This window comes from Streptococcus oralis, assembly GCF_015561235.1.
GTDB lineage: Bacteria > Bacillota > Bacilli > Lactobacillales > Streptococcaceae > Streptococcus > Streptococcus oralis_BK.
The window spans coordinates 759441-780501 of sequence record NZ_JADMTC010000001.1 but is presented as its reverse complement, the minus strand read 5'-3'; the positions used below and the strand labels follow the sequence as shown (position 1 = coordinate 780501).

Genomic DNA, 21061 nt, shown 5'->3' with positions numbered 1-21061 from the left:
CGGTTTGAAAAAACTGCCTAAGACAGTAGGGGAGCTCGACTCGTAAAGATCCTACCGAGGACAAAACGTATCATGTAAAAAGAAGCGTATTGTACTTTCGTGTCTAGGTTTGGGCGCGTTTTTCTTTTGAAAAAATTCCCCAAGCAAAATAATTACGGAGGTGAACACACTAATGAGTGAAGCAATTATTGCTAAAAAAGCGGAACTAGTTGACGTGGTAGCTGAAAAAATGAAAGCTGCTGCATCTATCGTCGTTGTAGACGCTCGTGGTTTGACAGTTGATCAAGATACAGTTCTTCGTCGTGAGCTTCGTGGAAGCGAAGTTGAGTATAAAGTTATTAAAAACTCAATCTTGCGTCGTGCAGCTGAAAAAGCTGGTCTTGAAGAACTTGCATCAGTATTTGTTGGACCATCTGCAGTAGCATTTTCTAACGAAGATGTTATCGCACCAGCGAAAATCTTGAACGATTTTGCTAAAAACGCTGAAGCACTTGAAATCAAAGGTGGTGCAATCGAAGGCGCTGTCGCATCTAAAGAAGAAATCGTTGCTCTTGCAACTCTTCCAAACCGCGAAGGACTTCTTTCTATGCTCCTTTCTGTACTTCAAGCACCAGTGCGCAACGTTGCTTTTGCAGTCAAAGCGGTTGCAGAAAGCAAAGAAGACGCAGCTTAATCTTAAGCTACGCAGTGTAGCCTAGCTACGAAAAAAACTATTATAAAATTTAAAACTTATTTGGAGGAAATAACAATGGCATTGAACATTGAGAACATTATTGCTGAAATTAAAGAAGCTTCAATCCTTGAATTGAACGACCTTGTAAAAGCTATCGAAGAAGAATTTGGTGTAACTGCAGCTGCTCCTGTAGCTGTAGCTGCAGCTGGTGCTGCTGACGCTGGTGCTGCTAAAGACTCATTTGACGTTGAATTGACAGCTGCTGGTGACAAAAAAGTTGGCGTTATCAAAGCTGTACGTGAAATCACTGGTCTTGGACTTAAAGAAGCTAAAGAACTTGTTGATGGTGCACCAGGTGTTATCAAAGAAGGCGTTCCAACTGCAGAGGCTGAAGAAATCAAAGCTAAATTGGAAGAAGCTGGAGCTTCAGTTACTCTTAAATAATAGAGCAACTACATTAGTAGCTTAAAAACATGATTAAACCGCTATTCTTGGGAGTAGCGGTTTTTCTTTTTGTTCGCGAGGGGGCAAAAAAGGGGCAAACTATTATATAGTTTATCTAGGAGACAAACAACTTTTGAATAATAGGCTTTCCATAAAAAATGATCCAAGTTTTTACTCTTCAGGATTTATTTTCTTTCTAGTATCATCATTCCTATTAACAGTAGAAAAGTAAGTTTTTAATTTGTTTATACTCCGGATATTATAATCTCAGTATTAAAGCACTTTATTGAAGGTAATTCTCGAACGGTTTGAGGTAATTTCAATAAAATTTTAAAAGATATTTAAATTTAGTCTTGACCCTGACCTTGGGTAAGGGATTATACTAATAGTAGATAAGAAAGGAGATTACTATGAAAATCAATATGATTCGTTCAGATAAAGTTTATCAAGAGATGTTAGAGCTACCCTTAGAAAAGAGAGAAGGTTGTTTTCGAGCCAAAATATTAGCACCTTTTGCAACAAAATATCAAACGCAACACATTCCTCTGAAAGCGAAGTATCCTGGAGGATTTGATGCCTTGTTCCTGCTTGGCTTTATGAATCAGTTGCCCGCAACTCTCTCAGAAAAGGATAGACCAGCTATCGACGCTCTGAGCTCTGATCAACTCTGGCAGGACTGCCAGGAAACAATCAAGAGGAGTATCGGTCTTTTTAAGCAAGCTGGCTATGATTTAGAGGTTGAGGATTACCATTTTACTATTTTATTGGGCAACCCTGAAAAGGCCATGTTACAGCTCAATAAGGGTTATAGCGGAGATGGTGGAATTCCAGGTTACCTCATGCTTAGTCTGCTACCGAATGACTATACTTTGCCACGTGTGCAAGCGGCACTGGCCCACGAGTGCAATCATAATGTCCGCTTCCAATTTATCAAATGGAACCAGCAGACGACATTAGCAGACTGGGTAGTCAGTGAAGGCTTGGCAGAGTCTTTTGCAGCTGAGCTCTATGGCAAAGATCTCATTGGGCCTTGGGTTACTTCAATCAGTCCAGAGCAGTTAGAAGAGATTAAGCCCATCATCTCAAGTCGGCTTCAGCTAACAGGGATGGCGGAAATGGCTCCTTATCTTTACGGTGATGAAATAGCTGAGATACAGGGTCAGATACCAGTCGGTATGCCCTATGCTGCAGGCTATGCCTATGGCTATCATCTGATACAAGCTTATCTGAAAAAGACTGGTAAGAGCATTATTGAGGCTACAGTAACACCGACAGAAGAGATTTTAGCAGCGACAAAAGACTTTTGGAAATGACACTTTTGCTTGCAAATCTGCCAAAACTTGATATAATGAAAGTAGTTTTTGGAGGTGGCTATATGCACTATAAAAGAGTTGAATTAAAAGTCACAAATCAAGGTATCCATGAGTGCAAGATTTTTCAAGGTGTTAAGATTTTTAGTCGCAGTAAATTGTCCAAAGATCAGAAAAGCATTCTGACGCAGAAGATTTACCTGACACCGAAGCAAAATATTGTTTACTATCAACGAACAGATATCAATTATGACCAGAATTGGCAACATCATAAGGACTATTACGAATTAGTTTATGGTCAGTTGGACAGAGAGATTGTCTTTAAGGTTTGTCAAGATTTTGACGAACTAAGTCCTTTTCTGGAAAATGAGCTGCTTGAGAAGCTAAAAGAAAAGCAGTCAACAGGCAAATTTTTTGAAAAGTTAGATATATAAAAATCCGGCTGCTTTTATAAGCAGTCGGATTTCTTTGAGTTATAGTTTGATAATCTTTCATGATAAAAATAGATCTATTTTTATCATGAACAGCTCACTTAGTTAGAAGTTTTGGAAACAGTATAGTTGAAATCTATGAAGAATAAGTGTATAATCAAGAAAAATGATTGAGTGCTCACTCAATTTTGTAGATGTGTAAAGGAGTTCATACAATGGTTGTTCAAGCAATACAATATAGTCGTTTCGGTGATGAAGAAGTGTTAGATTTAGTGAACATTAAATCTGACGCTTTGAAAGTGAATCAAGTTAGGATAGAAGTTCATGCTGTTGGTTTAAATCCTATTGATTATAAGACTTTTGAAGGTGCAAAGCCACTCCGATTTCTATCTTTTATGACAAAACTAAGGAAGCCAAGTCGTTGGTTTGAGTCAAAATCATCTCTTTTTCCAAGAGGTGTTGGTCGGGATTTTGCTGGAGTTATTATAGAAATTGGTGAAAGAGTAAATAGATTTGCAGTAGGGGATAAGGTTTTTGGAACAATGATCAGTGACCCTGGATTGGGAACCAAGAGGGGAGCTTTGGCAACAGAAATTTGTGTCAATGAATCGGAAATCGTATCGAAACCAGATATGATTGATATGAACCATGCAGCTACTATGGGTGTAGCCTCTCTAACAGTGGGAGGTGCTTTTAGAAAGATTGAGCTAAACTCTAAAGATATTGTAGTGATTTCAGCAGCGGCAGGTGGTATTGGAAGTATTGCAGTACAGTATGCAGTTGCTAAGGGTGCAACAGTTATCGGAATTGCAAGTAAGAAGAATTCAGATTATCTGAAGTCTTTAGGTGCTATACCGGTAGCCTACGAAGAGAACATCCAGAATGCTCTTCTATCAGCAAGTGCAAAGCCAATTACAAAATTCTTGGATTGCTATGGAAGTGATTATGTTAAATTGGCTTTCAGTTTGGGATTGAAGGGCACGGCTATTGGAACGCTAGTACCTTCACCATATGTTATTATAAGAGGAGCTCAGTTCACGGGTCCGAGACATTCCACATATGATGATTTTAGAGTTCTAGCGGAAATGGTCTCAGATGGGAAGGTTCGGCTGAATATTGATCAGGTTTATGATTTTTCTCTAAAGTCTGTTAGAGAGGCATATCGTAGTCTGAAGTCGGGACACACTCGAGGTAAGAAGGTTGTAAAAGTAAGAGAGTAGCAGATAGGTGTCAGCAATGGATAGTTTAGAACAAAAGTATGCTCAGACATTAGAAAATAGCAACTTGAGTTTAAAACAACGTCAAGTATTATTATCAAGTCTAAAGCTATTTTCAGAAATTGGCTTTGAAAATACAACAGCCAGCCTTATTGCTAAGGAGGCTGGAGTTTCAGAAGGGACCGTTTTTAGTTACTTTAAGACCAAGGAAGGCATCTTAGAGGCTATTCTGTCAACTTTTCTCGAACAGGTTATTCCAGATGTAATTGCTGATTTTTCTGAGAAGAAATTTACAGCAAACCAAGAGTCTTTTCCACTATTTTTAAGAAGTATTGTTCGAGATAGACTAGTTTTCATTCAGGAGAATCAAATGCAAGTTAAAATTCTCTTGAGTCGTTCTTTTATTGATAAAACTATTTCTGACCAGTTAGGGAATGTTATTGTTCGCTCTATCATTAAGCCAATTAGTCCAGTTCTGAATCAGTTTAAAGAAAATGGTGTTATCCGAGATTGGTCAAATGAAAGAATCGTTCGTTATATTCTAGCTTTGAGTCTTTCTTATGCTCTTCCAATGATGTTGAATGATAATGAGGACCTAGACATAGATGAAGCAGTAAATGAAATAGTTGAATGCCTGTCTTTTGCCTTAGTAGAGGTAAAATAAATCTTGATTTTAAGTTTACTATTTTAAATGGTGAGCTTTTTTGAAGCCAACATAAAAATCCCCAATCATAACGATTGAGGATTGAGCAAATGAATTTTAAACAATACCTTGTGCAATCATAGCGTTTGCTACGTTTTCGAAGGCAGCGATATTTGCTCCTGCAAGGTAGTCAGTACCAAGACCGTATGTTTCAGAAGTTGTTTTAGCTGTGTTGAAGATGTTGGTCATGATGTCTTTGAGGCGTCCATCAACTTCTTCACGTGTCCATGAGAGGCGAAGGCTGTTTTGGCTCATTTCAAGCGCTGATACAGCTACACCACCAGCGTTAGCAGCTTTGGCAGGTCCGTAAAGGATTCCGTTTTCTTTGTAGACTTTAATCGCGTCAAGGTCACTAGGCATGTTAGCACCTTCAGATACGCAGATAACTCCTTGAGCAACCAAACGTTTAGCTGCTTCACCGTTGATTTCGTTTTGAGTCGCACATGGAAGAGCGATGTCGTAGTTTCCAGCGTAAGTCCATACAGAACCTTCATGGTAAGTAGCAGTTGCTTTCTCAGCTGCATACTCAGTCAAACGAGCACGGCGTTTTTCTTTAACATCAACCAAAAGATCGAAGTCAATACCATTTTCATCGATGACATAACCGTTTGAGTCAGATACAGAGATAACAGTCGCACCAAGTTCAGTCGCTTTTTGAAGAGCATATTGAGCTACGTTACCAGAACCTGAAATAACCACTTTCTTACCAGCAAAACTGTTACCGTTAGCTTTGAGCATTTCTTCAGTGTAGTAAACCAAACCATAACCAGTTGCTTCTGGACGAATCAAGCTACCACCAAATCCAAGAGGTTTACCAGTCAAGACACCCGCATCAAATTGGTTAAGACGTTTGTATTGTCCATAAAGGTAACCAATTTCACGTCCACCAACACCGATATCACCAGCAGGTACGTCAAGAGATGGTCCGATGTATTTTTGCAATTCTGTCATAAAGCTTTGGCAGAAGCGCATCACTTCAGCGTCAGTCTTTCCTTTAGGATCGAAGTCTGATCCCCCTTTACCTCCACCGATTGGAAGTCCAGTCAAGACGTTCTTAAAGATTTGTTCGAAGCCGAGGAATTTCAAGATCCCTTGGTTTACAGTTGGGTGGAAACGAAGTCCGCCTTTATATGGTCCAACAGCTGAGTTGAATTGAACGCGGTAGCCACGGTTGACTTGAACTTTTCCATCTCGGTCAACCCAAGGAACACGGAAAGAAATCACGCGCTCAGGCTCAGTGATACGTGCCAAGATGTTTTCTTCGATATACTCGGGATGTTTTTCAAATACAGGTTCCAAAGTGCTGAAGAATTCTTCAACCGCCTGGAGAAATTCAGCCTCATGCCCATTACGAGCTTTCACAGTTGCAAACACGCTTTGGATATAGTCTTTAGCAGATGTCATATCGTTCTCCTTTTGTTGTTATATTTTATTACATGAGCCATTATAGCAGAATTTTTTTTGAGTGTAAAGAAAAAAACAGAAATTTTCTAAAAATTCTTTCAATTTACAAAACCGAACATTTTATATAGAAATTAGTTTCTCAAAGAGAAAATCTTAAAGTATGGTATAATATTAGAAATAAAAGGAATCTGGAGGATCAGAATCATGGTATCAACGAAAACACAAATAGCTGGCTTTGAGTTTGACAATTGCTTGATGAATGCAGCGGGTGTTGCTTGTATGACGATAGAAGAGCTTGAAGGGGTCAAAAACTCAGCAGCGGGTACTTTTGTCACGAAGACAGCGACCTTGGACTTTCGTCAGGGCAATCCTGAGCCACGTTATCAGGATGTTCCACTTGGTTCTATCAACTCTATGGGCTTGCCAAATAACGGCTTAGACTACTATCTGGACTATCTTTTGGACTTGCAGGAAAAAGAGCCAAACCGTACTTTCTTCCTATCTTTAGTTGGCATGTCTCCAGAAGAAACACATACCATCTTGAAAAAAGTTCAAGAGAGTGAATTCAAAGGACTTACAGAGCTTAATCTCTCTTGTCCAAATGTTCCAGGAAAGCCTCAGATTGCTTATGATTTTGAGACAACAGACCGTATCTTGGCAGAAGTTTTTGCCTACTTTACCAAACCTCTTGGAATTAAGCTCCCACCATATTTTGACATTGTTCACTTTGACCAAGCGGTAGCTATTTTCAACAAATATCCGCTCAAGTTTGTCAACTGCGTTAACTCTATCGGAAACGGCCTCTATATAGAAGACGAATCTGTCGTTATTCGGCCTAAGAATGGTTTTGGAGGGATTGGTGGAGAGTATATCAAACCGACCGCTCTTGCTAATGTGCACGCCTTTTACCAACGTCTCAATCCGCAAATCCAAATCATCGGAACGGGTGGTGTTCTAACGGGTCGTGATGCCTTTGAACACATCCTCTGCGGTGCTAGTATGGTGCAAGTAGGAACGACGCTCCACAAGGAAGGCGTTGGTGCTTTTGAACGCATTACCAATGAACTGAAAGCTATTATGGCGGAAAAAGGGTATGAGAGCCTAGAAGATTTCCGTGGGAAATTGCGCTATATTGATTAAGTTTAATAAAAAATCAGAAGAAAGGAGAGAAGATGCTTGCCATTGAAGACAGTCAGAAGTTGACGTTATCAAATCTATCTAGCCTGAATCTATTTACAGGGACAGACCAGGGTCAGTTTGAAGTTATGAAGAGTCAAGTATTGAAACAGATTGGTTATGATCCAGCTGATCTCAACTTTGCTTACTTTGATATGAAAGAAGTAGCTTATAAAGACTTAGAGTTGGAGTTGGTCAGTCTCCCTTTTTTTGCGGATGAGAAAATCGTGATATTAGACCATTTTGTCGATATCACAACAGCCAAGAAACGATTTTTAGCAGATGATGAGCTCAAGTCGTTTGAGGCATACCTTGATAACCCTTCGCCAACAACCAAGTTGTTGATTTTTGCTGAAGGAAAGTTAGATAGTAAAAGACGACTGGTCAAATTGCTCAAACGAGATGCGACTGTATTTGATGCTATTGAACCTAAGGAACAAGAACTCCGCCAGTATTTCCAAAAATGGAGTCAGACACAAGGTCTGCAGTTTGCAGAAAAGTCTTTTGAAAATCTACTTCTCAAATCTGGTTTTCAATTTAGTGAAATCCAGAAAAACCTCCTTTTTTTACAGTCTTATAAATCCGACGGCGTGATAGAGGAGAAGGACATTGTCGAGGCTATTCCAAAGACTCTGCAGGACAATATTTTTGATTTGACTCAGCTTGTTTTAGCTAAGAAGATTGACCTGGCTCGTGACCTGGTTAGAGACTTGACCTTGCAAGGGGAGGATGAAATCAAGCTCATAGCTGTCATGTTAGGACAGTTTCGTACCTTTACCCAAGTGAAGATTTTATCAGAGACTGGTCAGACGGAATCGCAGATTGCAACCAGTCTGGGAACTTATTTGGGGCGAAATCCTAATCCTTATCAAATCAAGTTTGCACTGAGAGATTCGAGAGGGATTTCCTTGGGTTTTCTCAAACGAGCGATTTCTTATTTGATTGAAACAGACTACCAGATTAAGACAGGTGTCTATGAAAAAGGGTACCTGTTTGAAAAGGCACTCTTGCAGATTGCGACAGAGGCAAATTGAGCAAAAAACTTGAAAAAAGAGGATGATTGCGTTATCATTTTCATATAGAAAGAAAAAGAGGTATTACAGATGGCTATTATCTTACCAGACCTTCCATACGCATACGACGCCTTGGAACCATATATCGATGCTGAAACAATGCACTTGCACCATGACAAGCACCATCAAGCCTACGTCAACAATGCGAATGCTGCTCTTGAAAAACACCCTGAAATCGGTGAAGACCTTGAAGTTTTGCTTGCTGATGTAGAATCTATCCCAGCTGATATCCGCCAAGCGCTTATCAACAATGGTGGTGGACACTTGAACCACGCTCTTTTCTGGGAATTGATGACTCCTGAAAAAACAGCCCCTTCAGCAGAACTTGCAGCAGCAATCAATGAAGCTTTCGGTTCTTTCGAAGAATTCCAAGCAGCCTTCACTGCAGCAGCTACAACTCGCTTTGGTTCTGGATGGGCTTGGTTGGTTGTTAACAAAGAAGGGAAGCTTGAAGTGATTTCAACAGCAAACCAAGACACACCAATCTCAGAAGGTAAAAAACCAATCTTGGGCTTGGACGTTTGGGAACATGCTTACTATGTGAAATACCGCAATGTTCGTCCTGACTATATCAAAGCTTTCTTCTCAGTGATTAACTGGAAAAAAGTAGATGAGCTTTACGCAGCAGCTAAATAAAAAATATGGAGGGAAGAGTCAATCTTCTCTTTTTAAGGTTATAAAGCAGAAGTCTGACAAAATCGTCAGACTTTTTTCATTTAAAGGATATTCGTGCCAACTTGTAGAAAATATGGTAAAATAGAGTGTTAAGTAATCATGGAAAAGGAAGACTATGCGTAAAGAAATTGCACCTGAATTATACAACTATAACAAGTTTCCTGGCCCAGAATTTCATGTGAATGGGGATAAGGTTGAGACTGAAGGGATTGCTTTTACCTTGGTTGAAAATATCAAGGATGCCTTCGATGTGACAGTCTTTAATCAACGCTTCTCAGAAGTGTTGACCAAGTTTGATTATGTCGTGGGGGACTGGAGTAATGAACAGCTCCGCCTACGTGGTTTTTACAAAGACGATCGAACAGAGGAAAAAATTGAAAAAATCAGTCGCTTACAGGACTATCTTTTGGAGTACTGTAGTTATGGTTGTGCCTATTTTGTTCTAGAAAACCAAGCACCTAAGCGGGCTTCATTTGACAAGAAAATGCGTAAAAAGGAGGAGGAAAACCTTTCTAGAAGAAGCAAGAAACCTTCGCAAAACAAGAGAAAACCAAATACGGATAAGCGAAATAGACGTCGTCATAAGGACCAAAAGTCTCAGAAAGAGGACAAGGGACAGCGCCATTTTGTCATTCGTCAGAAATAGCTAGAGAATAAGGAGAAGAGATGAAACCGTCTATTTATAGTTTAACACGTCAAACCATGCAAGAATGGGTATTAGAACAAGGAGAAAAGAAATTCCGAGCAGATCAAATCTGGGAATGGCTTTACCGTAAACGTGTCCAGTCATTTGAAGAAATGACCAATCTTTCCAAGGATTTGATTGCCAAGCTTAATGACCAGTTTGTCGTAAATCCTTTGAAACAGCGGATCGTACAAGAGTCAGCTGACGGTACTGTTAAGTATCTTTTTGAGTTGCCAGATGGCATGTTGATTGAGACAGTACTCATGCGTCAACACTACGGTTTGTCAGTCTGTGTGACCACTCAGGTCGGCTGTAATATTGGTTGTACCTTCTGTGCATCAGGCTTGATCAAGAAACAACGCGACCTCAATAACGGTGAAATTGTAGCGCAGATCATGTTGGTTCAGAAATACTTTGATGAGCGTGGTCAGGACGAGCGTGTCAGCCATATTGTTGTCATGGGAATTGGTGAACCATTTGATAACTACAACAATGTCTTGAATTTCGTCCGTACCATCAATGATGACAAGGGAATGGCTATCGGTGCTCGTCACATCACTGTTTCTACCTCAGGTTTGGCTCATAAAATTCGTGACTTTGCTAATGAAGGCGTACAGGTCAATCTGGCTGTGTCTCTTCACGCACCCAATAATGAATTGCGCTCAAGCATCATGAAGATTAACCGTGCCTTTCCGATTGAAAAGCTCTTTGCTGCTATTGAGTACTATATCGAAACAACCAATCGCCGTGTGACCTTTGAATACATCATGCTCAATGAAGTCAACGATGGTGTTGAACAAGCCTTGGAATTGGCTGAATTGCTCAAGAACATCAAGAAATTGTCTTATGTAAACTTGATTCCTTATAATCCAGTTAGTGAACATGACCAATATAGCCGTAGTCCTAAAGAGCGCGTGATGGCCTTCTACGATACCCTCAAGAAAAAAGGGGTCAACTGTGTTGTCCGTCAAGAGCATGGTACAGATATTGATGCAGCTTGTGGACAATTACGCTCCAATACAATGAAACGTGACCGCCAGAAGGCAGTCGCAGCGGTAAATCCATAAAATGACTAGAAAAAGAGAATTAATATTAAGATTGGGAGTGGCTATTTACAGCCTTTGCATTATCTGTTTTTGTTTTACTCCCCAACCTCAACTTCCTACAGGAGTGGAAACTCCAGGTATTCAAACTTTTGGACGCCTGGTTTTTCTTTTAACTCCCTTAAACTCCCTTTGGAATCTGGGTGAAGTGACTAGTTTGGGACAAGTCATTTGGATCTTTTTGCAGAACATCTTAAATGTCTTCTTGCTCTTCCCTCTGGTTTTTCAACTACTCTATCTCTTGCCCTCTCTAAGAAAAACTAAAAGGGTTCTTCTTCTCAGTTTTATACTGAGCTTGGGAATCGAGTGCACACAACTAGTCTTAGACTTTTTCTTTGATTTTAATCGGGTATTTGAGATTGATGATTTATGGACCAATACCTTGGGAGGCTATCTGGCTTGGTTCCTCTATAAAGGACTGCATAAAAACAAGATAAGGAATTAAAATGAGTATTTTAGAAGTTAAAAATCTGAGTCACGGTTTTGGTGACCGTGCAATTTTTGAAGATGTGTCCTTCCGTCTCCTCAAGGGAGAACACATCGGTCTTGTCGGTGCCAACGGTGAAGGAAAATCAACCTTTATGAGTATCGTGACTGGTAAAATGCTACCAGATGAAGGGAAGGTGGAGTGGTCTAAGTATGTGACTGCTGGCTATCTGGACCAGCACGCTGTGCTAAAAGAAGGCCAAACCGTGCGTGATGTCTTGCGGACAGCCTTTGATGAGCTTTTTAAAGCAGAAGCTCGTATCAATGACCTCTATATGGAAATGGCAGAAGAAGGAGCAGATATCGAAGCGCTGATGGAAGAAGTCGGGGAGCTCCAAGACCGTTTGGAGAGTCGTGATTTTTATACTTTAGATGCCAAGATTGATGAGGTAGCGCGTGCCCTCGGTGTGATGGACTTTGGCATGGATACAGACGTAACAGCCTTGTCAGGTGGACAAAGAACAAAGGTGCTTTTAGCTAAACTCCTCCTTGAAAAGCCAGATATCTTGTTACTGGACGAGCCAACTAACTATCTGGATGCTGAGCATATTGACTGGCTCAAACGCTATCTCCAAAACTATGAGAATGCCTTTGTTCTTATTTCGCATGATATTCCTTTCCTGAATGACGTAATCAATATCGTATATCATGTGGAAAATCAACAGTTGACGCGTTATTCTGGTGATTACTACCAGTTTCAAGAAGTTTATGCTATGAAGAAATCTCAGCTGGAGGCAGCCTACGAACGCCAACAGAAAGAGATTGCAGACCTCAAGGATTTCGTGGCTCGAAACAAAGCGCGTGTTGCAACGCGTAATATGGCCATGTCCCGTCAAAAGAAACTCGATAAGATGGATATCATTGAACTCCAAAGCGAGAAACCAAACCCGTCCTTTGATTTCAAACCAGCTCGTACGCCTGGGCGCTTTATCTTCCAAGCCAAGGACTTGCAGATTGGTTATGACCGTCCACTTACCAAACCCTTAAACCTCACATTTGAACGCAATCAAAAGGTTGCCATTATCGGGGCAAATGGTATTGGGAAAACAACCCTCTTGAAGTCTCTCTTGGGAATTATTCCGCCAATCGCTGGGGAAGTTGAACGTGGCGACTACCTTGAACTTGGTTACTTTGAACAAGAAGTAGAAGGGGGCAATCGTCAAACACCACTAGAAGCGGTCTGGAATGCCTTTCCAGCCCTTAATCAAGCAGAAGTTCGGGCAGCCCTTGCTCGTTGTGGTTTGACGACTAAGCACATCGAAAGTCAGATTCAAGTCTTATCAGGTGGAGAACAAGCCAAGGTGCGTTTCTGTCTCTTGATGAATCGTGAAAACAATGTTTTAGTACTTGACGAGCCGACCAACCACTTGGATGTAGATGCCAAGGATGAACTCAAACGGGCGCTTAAAGAATACAAGGGATCTATCCTTATGGTCTGCCACGAACCAGACTTTTATGAAGGTTGGATGGACCAAATTTGGGACTTTAACAAGCTAACTTAAAAATGAGGGAAAAAGAAATACAGTATCGAATGCGGATACTGTATTTTTTAGGTTATTTAGGATTTAAAATCGTAATCCTTCACTACTTCGATACTATCAATGGTGATAGCAGAAGTCGGTTTGTCTTTCTCATCTTTTTCAGCTTTGGCAATCTTGTCAACAACGTCCATGCCATCGATGACTTGACCAAAGACAGGGTGTTTGCCGTCTAGACTCGGATTTCCACCTTCTTTATAGGCTTCGATGATTTTCTTTGGATACTTGCTTGTAGGGAGTTTAGCTGAAATATCTGTTGAGTTTTGGTTGATGAAGAACTGGCTACCGTTGGTGTTTGGTTGACCAGTGTTAGCCATAGCAAGAGCTCCTCGGATATTGTATAGGTAAGGAGAGATTTCATTTTTGAAACCAGTTCCCTTGTCCTTTGTTTTATCCTTATCATGCCAGATAGATTGGCCGCCTGTACCATCTCCCTTAGGATCTCCAGTTTGGACCATAAAGCCATCAATGACACGGTGGAAGGTGATGCCGTTATAATAGCCTTCCTTAGCGTGAGTGAGGAAGTTTTCAACTGCTAGTGGTGCTAGTTTTGGAAAGAGTTTGATGCGGATATCGCCTTGATTTGTGTGTAAAATGACCTCAGCTTCGTCTTCAGCAACTTCCTTAGAAAGTTGAGGGAAGTTGGCATTTTCATTGGTCAAAGCGTCATTCAAATCTTTGGCAGCCTGAGCAGCCGCTTTTGAGCTTTCTTCAGCTGAGATACTGGAGTCGACATATTCATCACCACGGAGACCACGTTGGATACTAGTACATCCAGCAAGGGCTACAGTTGATAGTAAAAGAAGGGTTGCTAGTTTTTTCATTGTTAACCTCTCAAAAATTCATTTCTACCATTGTACCTTAAAAGGAGTTTGATTTCAAATTTTAAAATGAGGTTATTTTGCTAATACATGTAATTTTATAGCTTGACTTACTCCATTTTGTTCATTAGAGTATGTTACTGCATTTGCACAGTCTTTGACATCTGTAGGAGCATTTCCCATTGCAATACCGAGACCTGCGGTTTCAATCATGGGAATATCATTATAATTGTCACCCAAGGTCATAATCTCCTTGAGAGGAATTTGATAATAGTTAGCCAATTCTAACAGAGCCTGTTTTTTAGATACTTGATTATGTGTGACTTCAAGATAGTTATCCTTGGAGAGATAAAAGTCGGTTTGAGGGAAATCCATAATGGATAAGATGCTTTGTAGTTTCTGTATAGTGTCTGCCTTATCAATTAATAATAGTTTATGAACAAGAGTATGTTCCTCTCTTATAAAATCTGTTATAGATGTAACTTTTGGACTTTCTCCAGTAATGTTAGCTTCGATTTGTACCCATTTATCTAAAGTATTAACAAACCAATCTTGTCCAGAATAAACATTGATAGAAACTGTCGGAAATTCTCTTTTTAAAAAATCATGAAGAAATGCCAATTCTTTTTTATCAATAGAATGCTGACTTAGATCCTCATCCCCCTTACTGATTAGGGCACCATTATAGCATGCAATTGGAAAGTCGGAAATTCCTAGTTTTCTAGAAATTGGAGCAATACCGAGAGGAGAGCGAGCAGAAGCTAAGACAAAAGGGATTTCTTTTTGTTTTAAAATTGGCATCAGTTCAGGCAAATAAGAGTCTATCTGGTGATTTTTGTCTAAAATTGTTCCGTCAATATCGCTTATAATCAATTTAATATTTCTCATAGCTTCCTCCCTTTTAAAATAGAATAGTTGTTTTGCCATCTAAAGATCGCTGAATTTCTATATCGGGTTCTTTGTCTGTAATCCAATAATCAAAATCAGCTAGTTCAGACAGAATAAAGTGAGAGTGTTTGCTTATTTTACTGGTTTCAGCCAGTAAGACACGAGTTTTGCTTGTTTTAAATGCTCTCTTTTTCATTAGAACATCTTCTTGGTCTTCAAAACTAACTTGACCATCTGAAAGACTTGCAGCTCCAAAAAAAGCTAAATCAAACTTAATAGAGTTTAAAATGTCCGATTCTTCTAGAGAGTAATAGAAACGATTCTTTTTATGAAACTTTCCGCCTAGAATGTGAAAATCGACATTTTCTTTTCCTCCTAGAATAAGCGCATTATCTAATGAATGACTGAAAATACTAACTTCTTTCTCAAGTATTTTAGCTAATTCTAGTACAGTTGTTGAAACATCAAAGAATAGTAGGTCTCCATTAGAAATGAGTTCCTTTGCTAGAGAGGCGATTTTCTCTTTTTCTTTGGAAGATTGTTCTCTCCTGTCTTTAAAGCCTAGTATAGGCTGTTTCTTTATTGATAGCAATCCTCCGTGAGTTCTTTGTGCTCTATTTTCCTTTGCAAGAATAGAAAAATCTCTGCGGACGGTATCTTTGGATACTTGGAAATAGTCAACCATTTCTTTTGCTGAAAGGCTTCCTCTCTCTTCTAAAAGTGTTATGATTTCTTCTAATCGTTGTGCTTGGTACATAAATTCACCTGCTTTCTGACTCTATTTTACTCTTTTTTGCAAGTCGAATCAAGCGTTTATAAGTTTTTTTAATTTAAAATCAATTTATTTAAGTTTTTTGTGGCAAATCTGAAAAAATAAAAACTCTGTCAAGTTTTTTTCTTGACACCTGTCAGAAATCTGCTATAATAGAACATGTGCTAAATAGCTCAGCTATTTCACCGAAATAAAAAATAAGAAAAGAGACATTAAAAAATGGCAGTTAAAATCCGTTTGACTCGTATGGGTTCTAAGAAAAAACCTTTCTACCGTATCAACGTAGCAGACTCACGTTCACCACGTGACGGACGTTTCATCGAAACAGTTGGAACTTACAACCCACTTGTTGCTGAAAACCAAGTAACTTTGAAAGAAGACCGCGTTCTTGCATGGTTGGCTGATGGAGCTCAACCTTCAGATACAGTTCGCAACATCCTTTCAAAAGAAGGCGTATTGAAAAAATTCCACGATTCTAAATTCTCAAAATAAATTTAAAGTAGGTTGACAGATGGATACGATTGAAAATCTCATTATTGCGATTGTGAAACCTTTGATTTCACAACCTGATGCCTTAACTATCAAGATCGAAGACACACCAGAGTTTTTGGAGTATCACTTGGATCTTGACCAGAGCGATGTCGGTCGTGTTATCGGTCGTAAGGGTCGCACTATCTCAGCGATAAGAACGATTGTCTACTCTGTCCCAACTGAAGACAAAAAAGTAAGAATCGTTATCGATGAAAAATAAAGAAAGCGGGACAGAAGTCTCGCTTTTTTTGTGAGGAGGAGAAGATGAAGGATTTAACGTTTAGACAATTGCAAGCTTACTTACTCGAACATTACCAGCAATCTCGAACTGAGGAAGGCCTCTTTATCAAACTAGTGGAGGAAGTCGGAGAAGTAGCTGAGGTCTTGAATGGGCGCTCTGGTCGAAAAGAGGGCGTTCAGGACTCAAATGAGGAACTAGCCAAAGAACTAGCTGATATTATTCACTACACGGTTGCAATCGCGGCCATTAACGATATTGACCTAACCAAAAGCATCTTTGACAAAGATAAGAAGGCTGCCATTAAGTATCAGCATGAACGAGATTTGGAGAGTTTTTTGAAGGGAGATTTGAGAAATATTGAACACTGATTATTTTTTAAAAATAGACTGGGCGATGTATATTGATTGGTTATTACGAATTATACAGATTTCGACTTTTATAGGTGTAATTTTAAAAATTAGTTTCCAGAATAAGGCCTATATTAATAATATCGAAATTCAGGCAATTAAACCAATCGAATTTGATTCCTTACATACGAGATTTCATCATGTTTATGAGTTTAAACATAATAAAAATGATAAACATTATAACCATTTGATTTTTTATCCAAAAGAAGTTGATATTGAAATTGTAGAATTTTATTCTTTAATCTATGATTCAAAAAGTAATCGTTTAGTCGTTCAAGATAAAATACATACAGTCAAAAATTTAAAAAATTATACATGCTTATTGATTCATACAAATTTACCTGAGACTATACCTAGTTTAAGAATGAAATGGAAGACAAGTCAAGGTCAAATTGGGGAGTATACATTTTATAGTAATATGTATAATGGGAATATAAACATTTCTTCTTTCAAATATAAATTAACATTGAAGAGGAAACTACTAGCAATTTTGGGATTATAGCTGATTTTCTCCAACTTGTGAAAATCTCTGGAACGTGATAAAATAAAGGATAGAAATAGATACAGGAGACAAGATGAACTACTTTAATGTTGGAAAAATCGTCAATACGCAGGGTCTACAGGGTGAGATTCGAGTCTTGTCTGTGACGGATTTTGCCGAGGAACGATTTAAAAAGGGAGCAGAGTTGGCTTTATTTGATGAAAAAGATCAGTTTGTCCAAACAGTGACCATCGCAAGTCATCGTAAGCATAAGAACTTTGACATTATCAAATTCAAAGACATGTACCATATCAATGCGGTTGAAAAGTACAAGGGTTATAGTCTCAAGGTCGCTGAGGAAGATTTGAACGATTTAGATGATGGTGAATTCTACTATCACGAGATTATCGGTTTGGATGTTTACGAGGGAGATAACTTGATAGGAACTATCAAGGAAATCCTACAACCAGGTGCCAACGATGTCTGGGTGGTCAAACGAAAAGGTAAGCGTGATTTGCTTTTACCTTACATTCCGCCAGTAGTTCTCAATGTTGATATTCCAAACAAGCGGGTCGAAGTGGAAATCTTAGAAGGGTTAGATGATGAAGATTGATATTTTAACCCTCTTTCCTGAAATGTTTTCTCCGCTGGAGCACTCGATTGTTGGAAAGGCTCGAGAAAAAGGGCTCTTGGATATCCAGTATCATAATTTCAGAGAATACGCTGAAAAGGCCCGTCATGTTGACGATGAGCCCTACGGAGGCGGTCAGGGGATGTTGCTCCGAGCCCAACCCATTTTCGATGCCTTTGATGCTATTGAAAAGAAAAATCCCCGTGTCATTCTTCTTGATCCTGCTGGGAAACAGTTCAATCAGGCTTACGCTGAAGATTTGGCTCAAGAAGAGGAACTGATTTTTATCTGCGGTCACTACGAAGGGTATGACGAGCGCATCAAGACCTTGGTAACCGATGAAATTTCCCTAGGAGACTATGTTTTGACTGGAGGAGAATTGGCGGCCATGACCATGATTGATGCGACTGTTCGCCTAATTCCTGAAGTGATTGGCAAGGAGTCTAGTCACCAGGATGATAGCTTCTCTTCGGGACTTCTCGAATATCCTCAGTACACTCGCCCTTATGACTATCGTGGCATGGTCGTGCCAGATGTGCTCATGAGTGGGCACCATGAAAAGATTCGTCAGTGGCGGCTGTATGAGAGTCTAAAGAAAACCTACGAGCGCAGACCTGACCTGCTAGAAAACTATCAACTGACAGCCGAAGAAGAAAAGATGCTGGCTGAAATCAAAGAAAACAAAGAATAAAGGAGAACCTTATGCAAGTAATCAAACGTAATGGAGAAATTGCTGAATTTGATCCAGATAAAATTTACCAAGCTGTCCTAAAAGCAGCTCAAACAGTTTATGTTTTGACCGATGACCTGCGTCAAAACCTAGCGCAAGTTACTAAAAAAGTCGTTTTGGACTTGGAAGAAGCAAAAGTGGAACGTGCGACTATTAGCATGATCCAATCAATGGTTGAGCACCGCTTACTTGGAGCTGGCTACATTACCATTGCAGAACACTATATCTCTTATCGCTTGCAACGCGATTTGGAGAGAAGTGGCTATGGTGACCATATCGCAGTTCATCTTCATTTTGAACAAATCCGTTAAGAAAAAGAGTGGGATGCAAAGAACATCTCACTCTTTCTTAAATAGACTTTTCTGAGCTTTTTGTACAGTTGAGGGAACGAAACGAAGTCGCTTAATGTCACTGATACGAATGATTCGAGTTACGTTTTTTGAAAAATTCTTGACGATAATTTGTTGGCGATTAGCATCGTGTTTGACAATATCACCCGTAAAACTTGTCTCAGCAAGTATCACATGAACAGCCGTCTTTCTTTGGATGGCTTGTTCAATCATAGCAGTGAGGGAGTTATCCTCAGTTTGAGGATGATCATCATTCCCATTGAGAAAACCATGTAGTTTATCTAGAACTAGTTTGAATGTCTGTCTCATAGAATCCTCCCTTCTTATATATCCACATTATATAAAATTTTCCTAAAAACCACAAGATTTTTACGAATAGACTATAGAAAGCATATCACATAAAGGAGTTAAAAATGGCAGAATTTACATTTGAAATCGAAGAACACTTACTGACCTTGTCTGAAAATGACAAAGGATGGACAAAAGAACTAAATAGAGTCAGCTTTAATGGAGCTCCTGCAAAGTTTGATATTCGTTCTTGGAGTCCTGATCATACCAAAATGGGCAAAGGAATCACGCTTTCCAATGAAGAATTTCAGGTAATGGTCGATGCCTTTAAAGGGGGACAATAAAAAGAATCTTGAATGCAACTCAAGATTCTTTTTTTAGGACACAATATAGTCACAGAGAGAAGTCTTAGACAATTGAATGAAAGTCCCTCTATACTCTTCAGGTGGTATTGGATTATCTTTACGAATCCAGACTTCAATGAAAGAGATTGCCATGGTCGTAATGATATAAGCGATGTCCTCTTTATTAAAATTATATTTCAGTTGGTAATTGACATTCTTTAGTACCCACTCTGAGTATGTTCCACGCAGAAATTCCTTTCAACATGGATCGACTTGTGTGGTATACAAGGTGTTAACAATTTCCCTTTTTTCGTATATGAGAGGAAGTATATGGTCTGCTAAAAAGCTGATAGGATCTCCATCATTGCTAGGGCAGTACTTATTAAAGACGTTAAAAATGTGCTGATTGGTCTCTTCGTGAATGTGTTCAATAATATCTTCAAAGTTGTTAAAATGCTTTTGATAAATCGCTTGTCGTGAAATACCAGCTTCAGCAGCAATTTCAGTCATTGTAAAGGAAATACGTTGAGGATTTTTCTTAGCTAGTGTGATGAGAGCTTTAATGATTAGCTCACGAGTATTCTTTGTCATAGAATTACCTTTCTGTTTATAATTATTTATAATCATTTTTGTTTTAAAAGAAATCAAAATAATCAAGTTAATATAAATAATCAATGAATATTAAATTTTCTGAATCTTTTAGGTAGCTCTATTGTATCACAAATAATTTATAAAATATAGCTCAATCATTGAAAATGCGTTTTCTGAAAAGTATACAATTTTTAAGAATCCAAAATCAATAGAAGCTTATTATGTTTGAATTAATTAGAATACTTTTCTACTTTGCATATCGTGAATAGATATAATTTGAAGAATGAAACGCTTAATATTCATACCGGTATAAGAATAGTCGAGTATCTAAATAGTGTACAGTTGATTCTTAGAAAGGAAATAGTCCAGAACACTTGTTCTGGACTATTTTTTATCTTGAAAAATAAGCGATGCTTTTCAATCGTTCTAGTAGGGGACGACCAATGAAACTAATGACAATGATCTTACCAAGATCAGGGAGGATAAAGGGAAGGACACCAAATGCAAGTGCCTCATCAAATGGCATCCCAGCAAGGAAGTGGAGGCTGAGAATACCTCCGGCAAAGACGAGGGAGTCACCCAAGAGGTTGGCTAGGAAAATGCGAATGTAGCCACTATTTTGATGGATGAGATAAGATGTAAGTCCAGCATAGACAAGGTCGAACCAAAGATAGCCTGCACTTGGGCCGACTAAAACGTGAAATCCAGCTCCTCCCCCTGCAAAAACAGGTAAACCAATGGCACCCAGCAAGAGATAGAGAGCTACAGATAGAACAGCTTCTCTGGGTCTAAAAATAGTAGCAATCAGACCAATCGCAAAGTTTTGCAAAGTGAAAGGTACAGGACCGATAGGGAGACTGATTTGTGCCAATACGGCAATGAGAGCAGCACCGATAGCAGGGATAGCATAGATATGAGCTTTTTTCAAAACTGTTAACCTCTTTTCAAAATTATAGTAACTATTATACTAATTTAGAAGCAAAAGTCAACCTATTTTTTCAACTAAGGTAACAATTTTTGTAACAGCCGATTTTGCAAGTAAAAAGAGACCTCAAGAGGTCTCTTACG

General features: G+C 39.1%; 27 protein-coding genes, 1 pseudogene and 1 other annotated feature (1 of these 29 running past the window's edge). Of the genes and pseudogenes, 21 read left to right on the top strand and 7 right to left on the bottom strand.

Annotated features, from left to right (window positions below; genetic code table 11):
* Positions 1–134, top strand: a sequence feature (ribosomal protein L10 leader region); it begins 2 nt to the left of the window's first position.
* A 38-nt stretch (positions 135–172) separates the two neighbouring features.
* The 6 genes from rplJ to I2H52_RS03970 all read left to right on the top strand — a co-directional run bounded on the left by rplJ (position 173) and on the right by I2H52_RS03970 (position 4739).
* Complete coding sequence (gene rplJ / locus I2H52_RS03995) at positions 173–673, top strand: 50S ribosomal protein L10 (RefSeq protein ID WP_045617357.1); 501 nt, start codon at positions 173–175, stop codon at positions 671–673.
* Positions 674–748: 75 nt separating this feature from the next.
* A complete protein-coding gene (gene rplL, locus I2H52_RS03990) occupies positions 749–1117 on the top strand; it encodes a 50S ribosomal protein L7/L12 (RefSeq protein WP_001196962.1) in 369 nt (122 codons plus the stop codon).
* A 410-nt stretch (positions 1118–1527) separates the two neighbouring features.
* Positions 1528–2430, top strand: a complete 903-nt coding sequence (locus tag I2H52_RS03985; RefSeq protein WP_007522243.1) for a DUF2268 domain-containing protein — start codon at positions 1528–1530, stop codon at positions 2428–2430.
* 62 nt (positions 2431–2492) lie between these two features.
* On the top strand, positions 2493–2861 hold the full coding sequence (locus I2H52_RS03980) for an EXLDI protein (RefSeq protein WP_045617978.1): 369 nt from the start codon (positions 2493–2495) through the stop codon (positions 2859–2861).
* A 212-nt stretch (positions 2862–3073) separates the two neighbouring features.
* Positions 3074–4078, top strand: coding sequence for an NADP-dependent oxidoreductase (locus I2H52_RS03975; RefSeq protein WP_084939781.1), 1005 nt, complete (start codon positions 3074–3076; stop codon positions 4076–4078).
* Between the two features lie 16 nt (positions 4079–4094).
* A complete protein-coding gene (locus tag I2H52_RS03970; protein ID WP_045617353.1) occupies positions 4095–4739 on the top strand; it encodes a TetR/AcrR family transcriptional regulator in 645 nt (214 codons plus the stop codon).
* Positions 4740–4835: 96 nt separating this feature from the next.
* Here I2H52_RS03970 and gdhA read toward each other — a convergent pair whose 3' ends face one another.
* A complete protein-coding gene (gene gdhA, locus I2H52_RS03965; RefSeq protein WP_084939113.1) occupies positions 4836–6182 on the bottom strand; it encodes an NADP-specific glutamate dehydrogenase in 1347 nt (448 codons plus the stop codon).
* 204 nt (positions 6183–6386) lie between these two features.
* Between gdhA and I2H52_RS03960 the strand changes: the two genes are divergently transcribed.
* From I2H52_RS03960 to I2H52_RS03930, 7 genes are all read left to right on the top strand, one after another.
* Positions 6387–7322 (top strand): dihydroorotate oxidase, encoded by a 936-nt coding sequence (locus I2H52_RS03960; RefSeq protein ID WP_084939112.1) that lies wholly within the window; start codon positions 6387–6389, stop codon positions 7320–7322.
* 32 nt (positions 7323–7354) lie between these two features.
* A complete protein-coding gene (gene holA, locus I2H52_RS03955; RefSeq protein ID WP_084939111.1) occupies positions 7355–8392 on the top strand; it encodes a DNA polymerase III subunit delta in 1038 nt (345 codons plus the stop codon).
* Between the two features lie 69 nt (positions 8393–8461).
* On the top strand, positions 8462–9067 hold the full coding sequence (gene sodA, locus I2H52_RS03950; RefSeq protein WP_084939779.1) for a superoxide dismutase SodA: 606 nt from the start codon (positions 8462–8464) through the stop codon (positions 9065–9067).
* Between the two features lie 154 nt (positions 9068–9221).
* Positions 9222–9752, top strand: a complete 531-nt coding sequence (locus I2H52_RS03945; RefSeq protein ID WP_084939778.1) for a YutD family protein — start codon at positions 9222–9224, stop codon at positions 9750–9752.
* A 20-nt stretch (positions 9753–9772) separates the two neighbouring features.
* Positions 9773–10858, top strand: a complete 1086-nt coding sequence (gene rlmN / locus I2H52_RS03940) for a 23S rRNA (adenine(2503)-C(2))-methyltransferase RlmN (protein WP_000804762.1) — start codon at positions 9773–9775, stop codon at positions 10856–10858.
* 1 nt (position 10859) lies between these two features.
* A complete protein-coding gene (locus I2H52_RS03935; RefSeq protein ID WP_057489380.1) occupies positions 10860–11339 on the top strand; it encodes a VanZ family protein in 480 nt (159 codons plus the stop codon).
* Position 11340: 1 nt separating this feature from the next.
* A complete protein-coding gene (locus tag I2H52_RS03930; RefSeq protein ID WP_195594339.1) occupies positions 11341–12882 on the top strand; it encodes an ABC-F family ATP-binding cassette domain-containing protein in 1542 nt (513 codons plus the stop codon).
* Positions 12883–12938: 56 nt separating this feature from the next.
* Here I2H52_RS03930 and I2H52_RS03925 read toward each other — a convergent pair whose 3' ends face one another.
* The 3 genes from I2H52_RS03925 to I2H52_RS03915 all read right to left on the bottom strand — a co-directional run bounded on the left by I2H52_RS03925 (position 12939) and on the right by I2H52_RS03915 (position 15384).
* On the bottom strand, positions 12939–13742 hold the full coding sequence (locus I2H52_RS03925; protein WP_084867514.1) for a peptidylprolyl isomerase: 804 nt from the start codon (positions 13740–13742) through the stop codon (positions 12939–12941).
* Positions 13743–13814: 72 nt separating this feature from the next.
* A complete protein-coding gene (locus tag I2H52_RS03920) occupies positions 13815–14627 on the bottom strand; it encodes a Cof-type HAD-IIB family hydrolase (protein WP_195594336.1) in 813 nt (270 codons plus the stop codon).
* A gap of 13 nt (positions 14628–14640) precedes the next feature.
* Complete coding sequence (locus tag I2H52_RS03915; protein ID WP_045617342.1) at positions 14641–15384, bottom strand: DeoR/GlpR family DNA-binding transcription regulator; 744 nt, start codon at positions 15382–15384, stop codon at positions 14641–14643.
* Positions 15385–15618: 234 nt separating this feature from the next.
* On the opposite strand from I2H52_RS03915, the gene rpsP reads away from it, so the two are divergent.
* The 7 genes from rpsP (at position 15619) to I2H52_RS03880 (ending at position 18731) form a co-directional block, all read left to right on the top strand.
* A complete protein-coding gene (gene rpsP / locus I2H52_RS03910; protein WP_000268760.1) occupies positions 15619–15891 on the top strand; it encodes a 30S ribosomal protein S16 in 273 nt (90 codons plus the stop codon).
* A gap of 19 nt (positions 15892–15910) precedes the next feature.
* Complete coding sequence (kphA, locus tag I2H52_RS03905) at positions 15911–16150, top strand: RNA-binding protein KphA (RefSeq protein ID WP_000379617.1); 240 nt, start codon at positions 15911–15913, stop codon at positions 16148–16150.
* A gap of 44 nt (positions 16151–16194) precedes the next feature.
* A complete protein-coding gene (locus tag I2H52_RS03900; RefSeq protein ID WP_095726480.1) occupies positions 16195–16539 on the top strand; it encodes a MazG nucleotide pyrophosphohydrolase domain-containing protein in 345 nt (114 codons plus the stop codon).
* Positions 16529–17080 carry a hypothetical protein gene (locus I2H52_RS03895; RefSeq protein ID WP_007522209.1) on the top strand — a complete coding sequence of 184 codons (552 nt, stop codon included), beginning with the start codon at positions 16529–16531 and terminating at the stop codon, positions 17078–17080. Before I2H52_RS03900 ends, I2H52_RS03895 begins: the two co-directional genes overlap by 11 nt.
* A gap of 73 nt (positions 17081–17153) precedes the next feature.
* On the top strand, positions 17154–17672 hold the full coding sequence (gene rimM / locus I2H52_RS03890; protein ID WP_195594333.1) for a ribosome maturation factor RimM: 519 nt from the start codon (positions 17154–17156) through the stop codon (positions 17670–17672).
* Positions 17662–18381, top strand: a complete 720-nt coding sequence (gene trmD / locus I2H52_RS03885; RefSeq protein ID WP_002881193.1) for a tRNA (guanosine(37)-N1)-methyltransferase TrmD — start codon at positions 17662–17664, stop codon at positions 18379–18381. The genes rimM and trmD overlap by 11 nt, the downstream gene beginning before the upstream one ends.
* Positions 18382–18392: 11 nt before the next feature.
* Entirely contained in the window at positions 18393–18731 is a 339-nt protein-coding gene (locus I2H52_RS03880; RefSeq protein ID WP_001196045.1) for an ATP cone domain-containing protein, read from the top strand.
* A gap of 27 nt (positions 18732–18758) precedes the next feature.
* Here I2H52_RS03880 and I2H52_RS03875 read toward each other — a convergent pair whose 3' ends face one another.
* Positions 18759–19079, bottom strand: a complete 321-nt coding sequence (locus I2H52_RS03875) for a hypothetical protein (RefSeq protein WP_195594330.1) — start codon at positions 19077–19079, stop codon at positions 18759–18761.
* Positions 19080–19183: 104 nt separating this feature from the next.
* On the opposite strand from I2H52_RS03875, the gene I2H52_RS03870 reads away from it, so the two are divergent.
* Positions 19184–19402, top strand: a complete 219-nt coding sequence (locus I2H52_RS03870) for a YdbC family protein (RefSeq protein ID WP_000807419.1) — start codon at positions 19184–19186, stop codon at positions 19400–19402.
* 33 nt (positions 19403–19435) lie between these two features.
* Here the strand turns inward: I2H52_RS03870 and I2H52_RS03865 are convergent.
* Together I2H52_RS03865 and I2H52_RS03860 are read right to left on the bottom strand one after the other, a co-directional pair.
* Positions 19436–19993 (bottom strand): annotated as a pseudogene (locus I2H52_RS03865) (TetR/AcrR family transcriptional regulator).
* A gap of 391 nt (positions 19994–20384) precedes the next feature.
* The gene (locus I2H52_RS03860; RefSeq protein WP_195594327.1) at positions 20385–20921 is read right to left on the bottom strand and encodes a biotin transporter BioY; all 537 of its coding nucleotides are present in this window, start codon (positions 20919–20921) and stop codon (positions 20385–20387) included.
* Positions 20922–21061 lie beyond the last annotated feature (140 nt).

Coding starts and splice junctions, on each gene's coding strand:
- I2H52_RS03970 (WP_045617353.1), top strand. CDS start 4,095: ATGGATAGTTTAGAACAAAAGTATGCTCAGACATTAGAAAATAGCAAC.
- I2H52_RS03880 (WP_001196045.1), top strand. CDS start 18,393: ATGCAAGTAATCAAACGTAATGGAGAAATTGCTGAATTTGATCCAGAT.
- I2H52_RS03975 (WP_084939781.1), top strand. CDS start 3,074: ATGGTTGTTCAAGCAATACAATATAGTCGTTTCGGTGATGAAGAAGTG.
- I2H52_RS03920 (WP_195594336.1), bottom strand. CDS start 14,627: ATGAGAAATATTAAATTGATTATAAGCGATATTGACGGAACAATTTTA.
- rimM (WP_195594333.1), top strand. CDS start 17,154: ATGAACTACTTTAATGTTGGAAAAATCGTCAATACGCAGGGTCTACAG.
- I2H52_RS03875 (WP_195594330.1), bottom strand. CDS start 19,079: ATGAGACAGACATTCAAACTAGTTCTAGATAAACTACATGGTTTTCTC.
- I2H52_RS03980 (WP_045617978.1), top strand. CDS start 2,493: ATGCACTATAAAAGAGTTGAATTAAAAGTCACAAATCAAGGTATCCAT.
- rpsP (WP_000268760.1), top strand. CDS start 15,619: ATGGCAGTTAAAATCCGTTTGACTCGTATGGGTTCTAAGAAAAAACCT.
- I2H52_RS03915 (WP_045617342.1), bottom strand. CDS start 15,384: ATGTACCAAGCACAACGATTAGAAGAAATCATAACACTTTTAGAAGAG.
- I2H52_RS03930 (WP_195594339.1), top strand. CDS start 11,341: ATGAGTATTTTAGAAGTTAAAAATCTGAGTCACGGTTTTGGTGACCGT.
- sodA (WP_084939779.1), top strand. CDS start 8,462: ATGGCTATTATCTTACCAGACCTTCCATACGCATACGACGCCTTGGAA.
- rplJ (WP_045617357.1), top strand. CDS start 173: ATGAGTGAAGCAATTATTGCTAAAAAAGCGGAACTAGTTGACGTGGTA.
- holA (WP_084939111.1), top strand. CDS start 7,355: ATGCTTGCCATTGAAGACAGTCAGAAGTTGACGTTATCAAATCTATCT.
- I2H52_RS03985 (WP_007522243.1), top strand. CDS start 1,528: ATGAAAATCAATATGATTCGTTCAGATAAAGTTTATCAAGAGATGTTA.
- I2H52_RS03935 (WP_057489380.1), top strand. CDS start 10,860: ATGACTAGAAAAAGAGAATTAATATTAAGATTGGGAGTGGCTATTTAC.
- I2H52_RS03960 (WP_084939112.1), top strand. CDS start 6,387: ATGGTATCAACGAAAACACAAATAGCTGGCTTTGAGTTTGACAATTGC.
- I2H52_RS03925 (WP_084867514.1), bottom strand. CDS start 13,742: ATGAAAAAACTAGCAACCCTTCTTTTACTATCAACTGTAGCCCTTGCT.
- rlmN (WP_000804762.1), top strand. CDS start 9,773: ATGAAACCGTCTATTTATAGTTTAACACGTCAAACCATGCAAGAATGG.
- I2H52_RS03945 (WP_084939778.1), top strand. CDS start 9,222: ATGCGTAAAGAAATTGCACCTGAATTATACAACTATAACAAGTTTCCT.
- trmD (WP_002881193.1), top strand. CDS start 17,662: ATGAAGATTGATATTTTAACCCTCTTTCCTGAAATGTTTTCTCCGCTG.
- gdhA (WP_084939113.1), bottom strand. CDS start 6,182: ATGACATCTGCTAAAGACTATATCCAAAGCGTGTTTGCAACTGTGAAA.
- I2H52_RS03870 (WP_000807419.1), top strand. CDS start 19,184: ATGGCAGAATTTACATTTGAAATCGAAGAACACTTACTGACCTTGTCT.
- I2H52_RS03900 (WP_095726480.1), top strand. CDS start 16,195: ATGAAGGATTTAACGTTTAGACAATTGCAAGCTTACTTACTCGAACAT.
- rplL (WP_001196962.1), top strand. CDS start 749: ATGGCATTGAACATTGAGAACATTATTGCTGAAATTAAAGAAGCTTCA.
- kphA (WP_000379617.1), top strand. CDS start 15,911: ATGGATACGATTGAAAATCTCATTATTGCGATTGTGAAACCTTTGATT.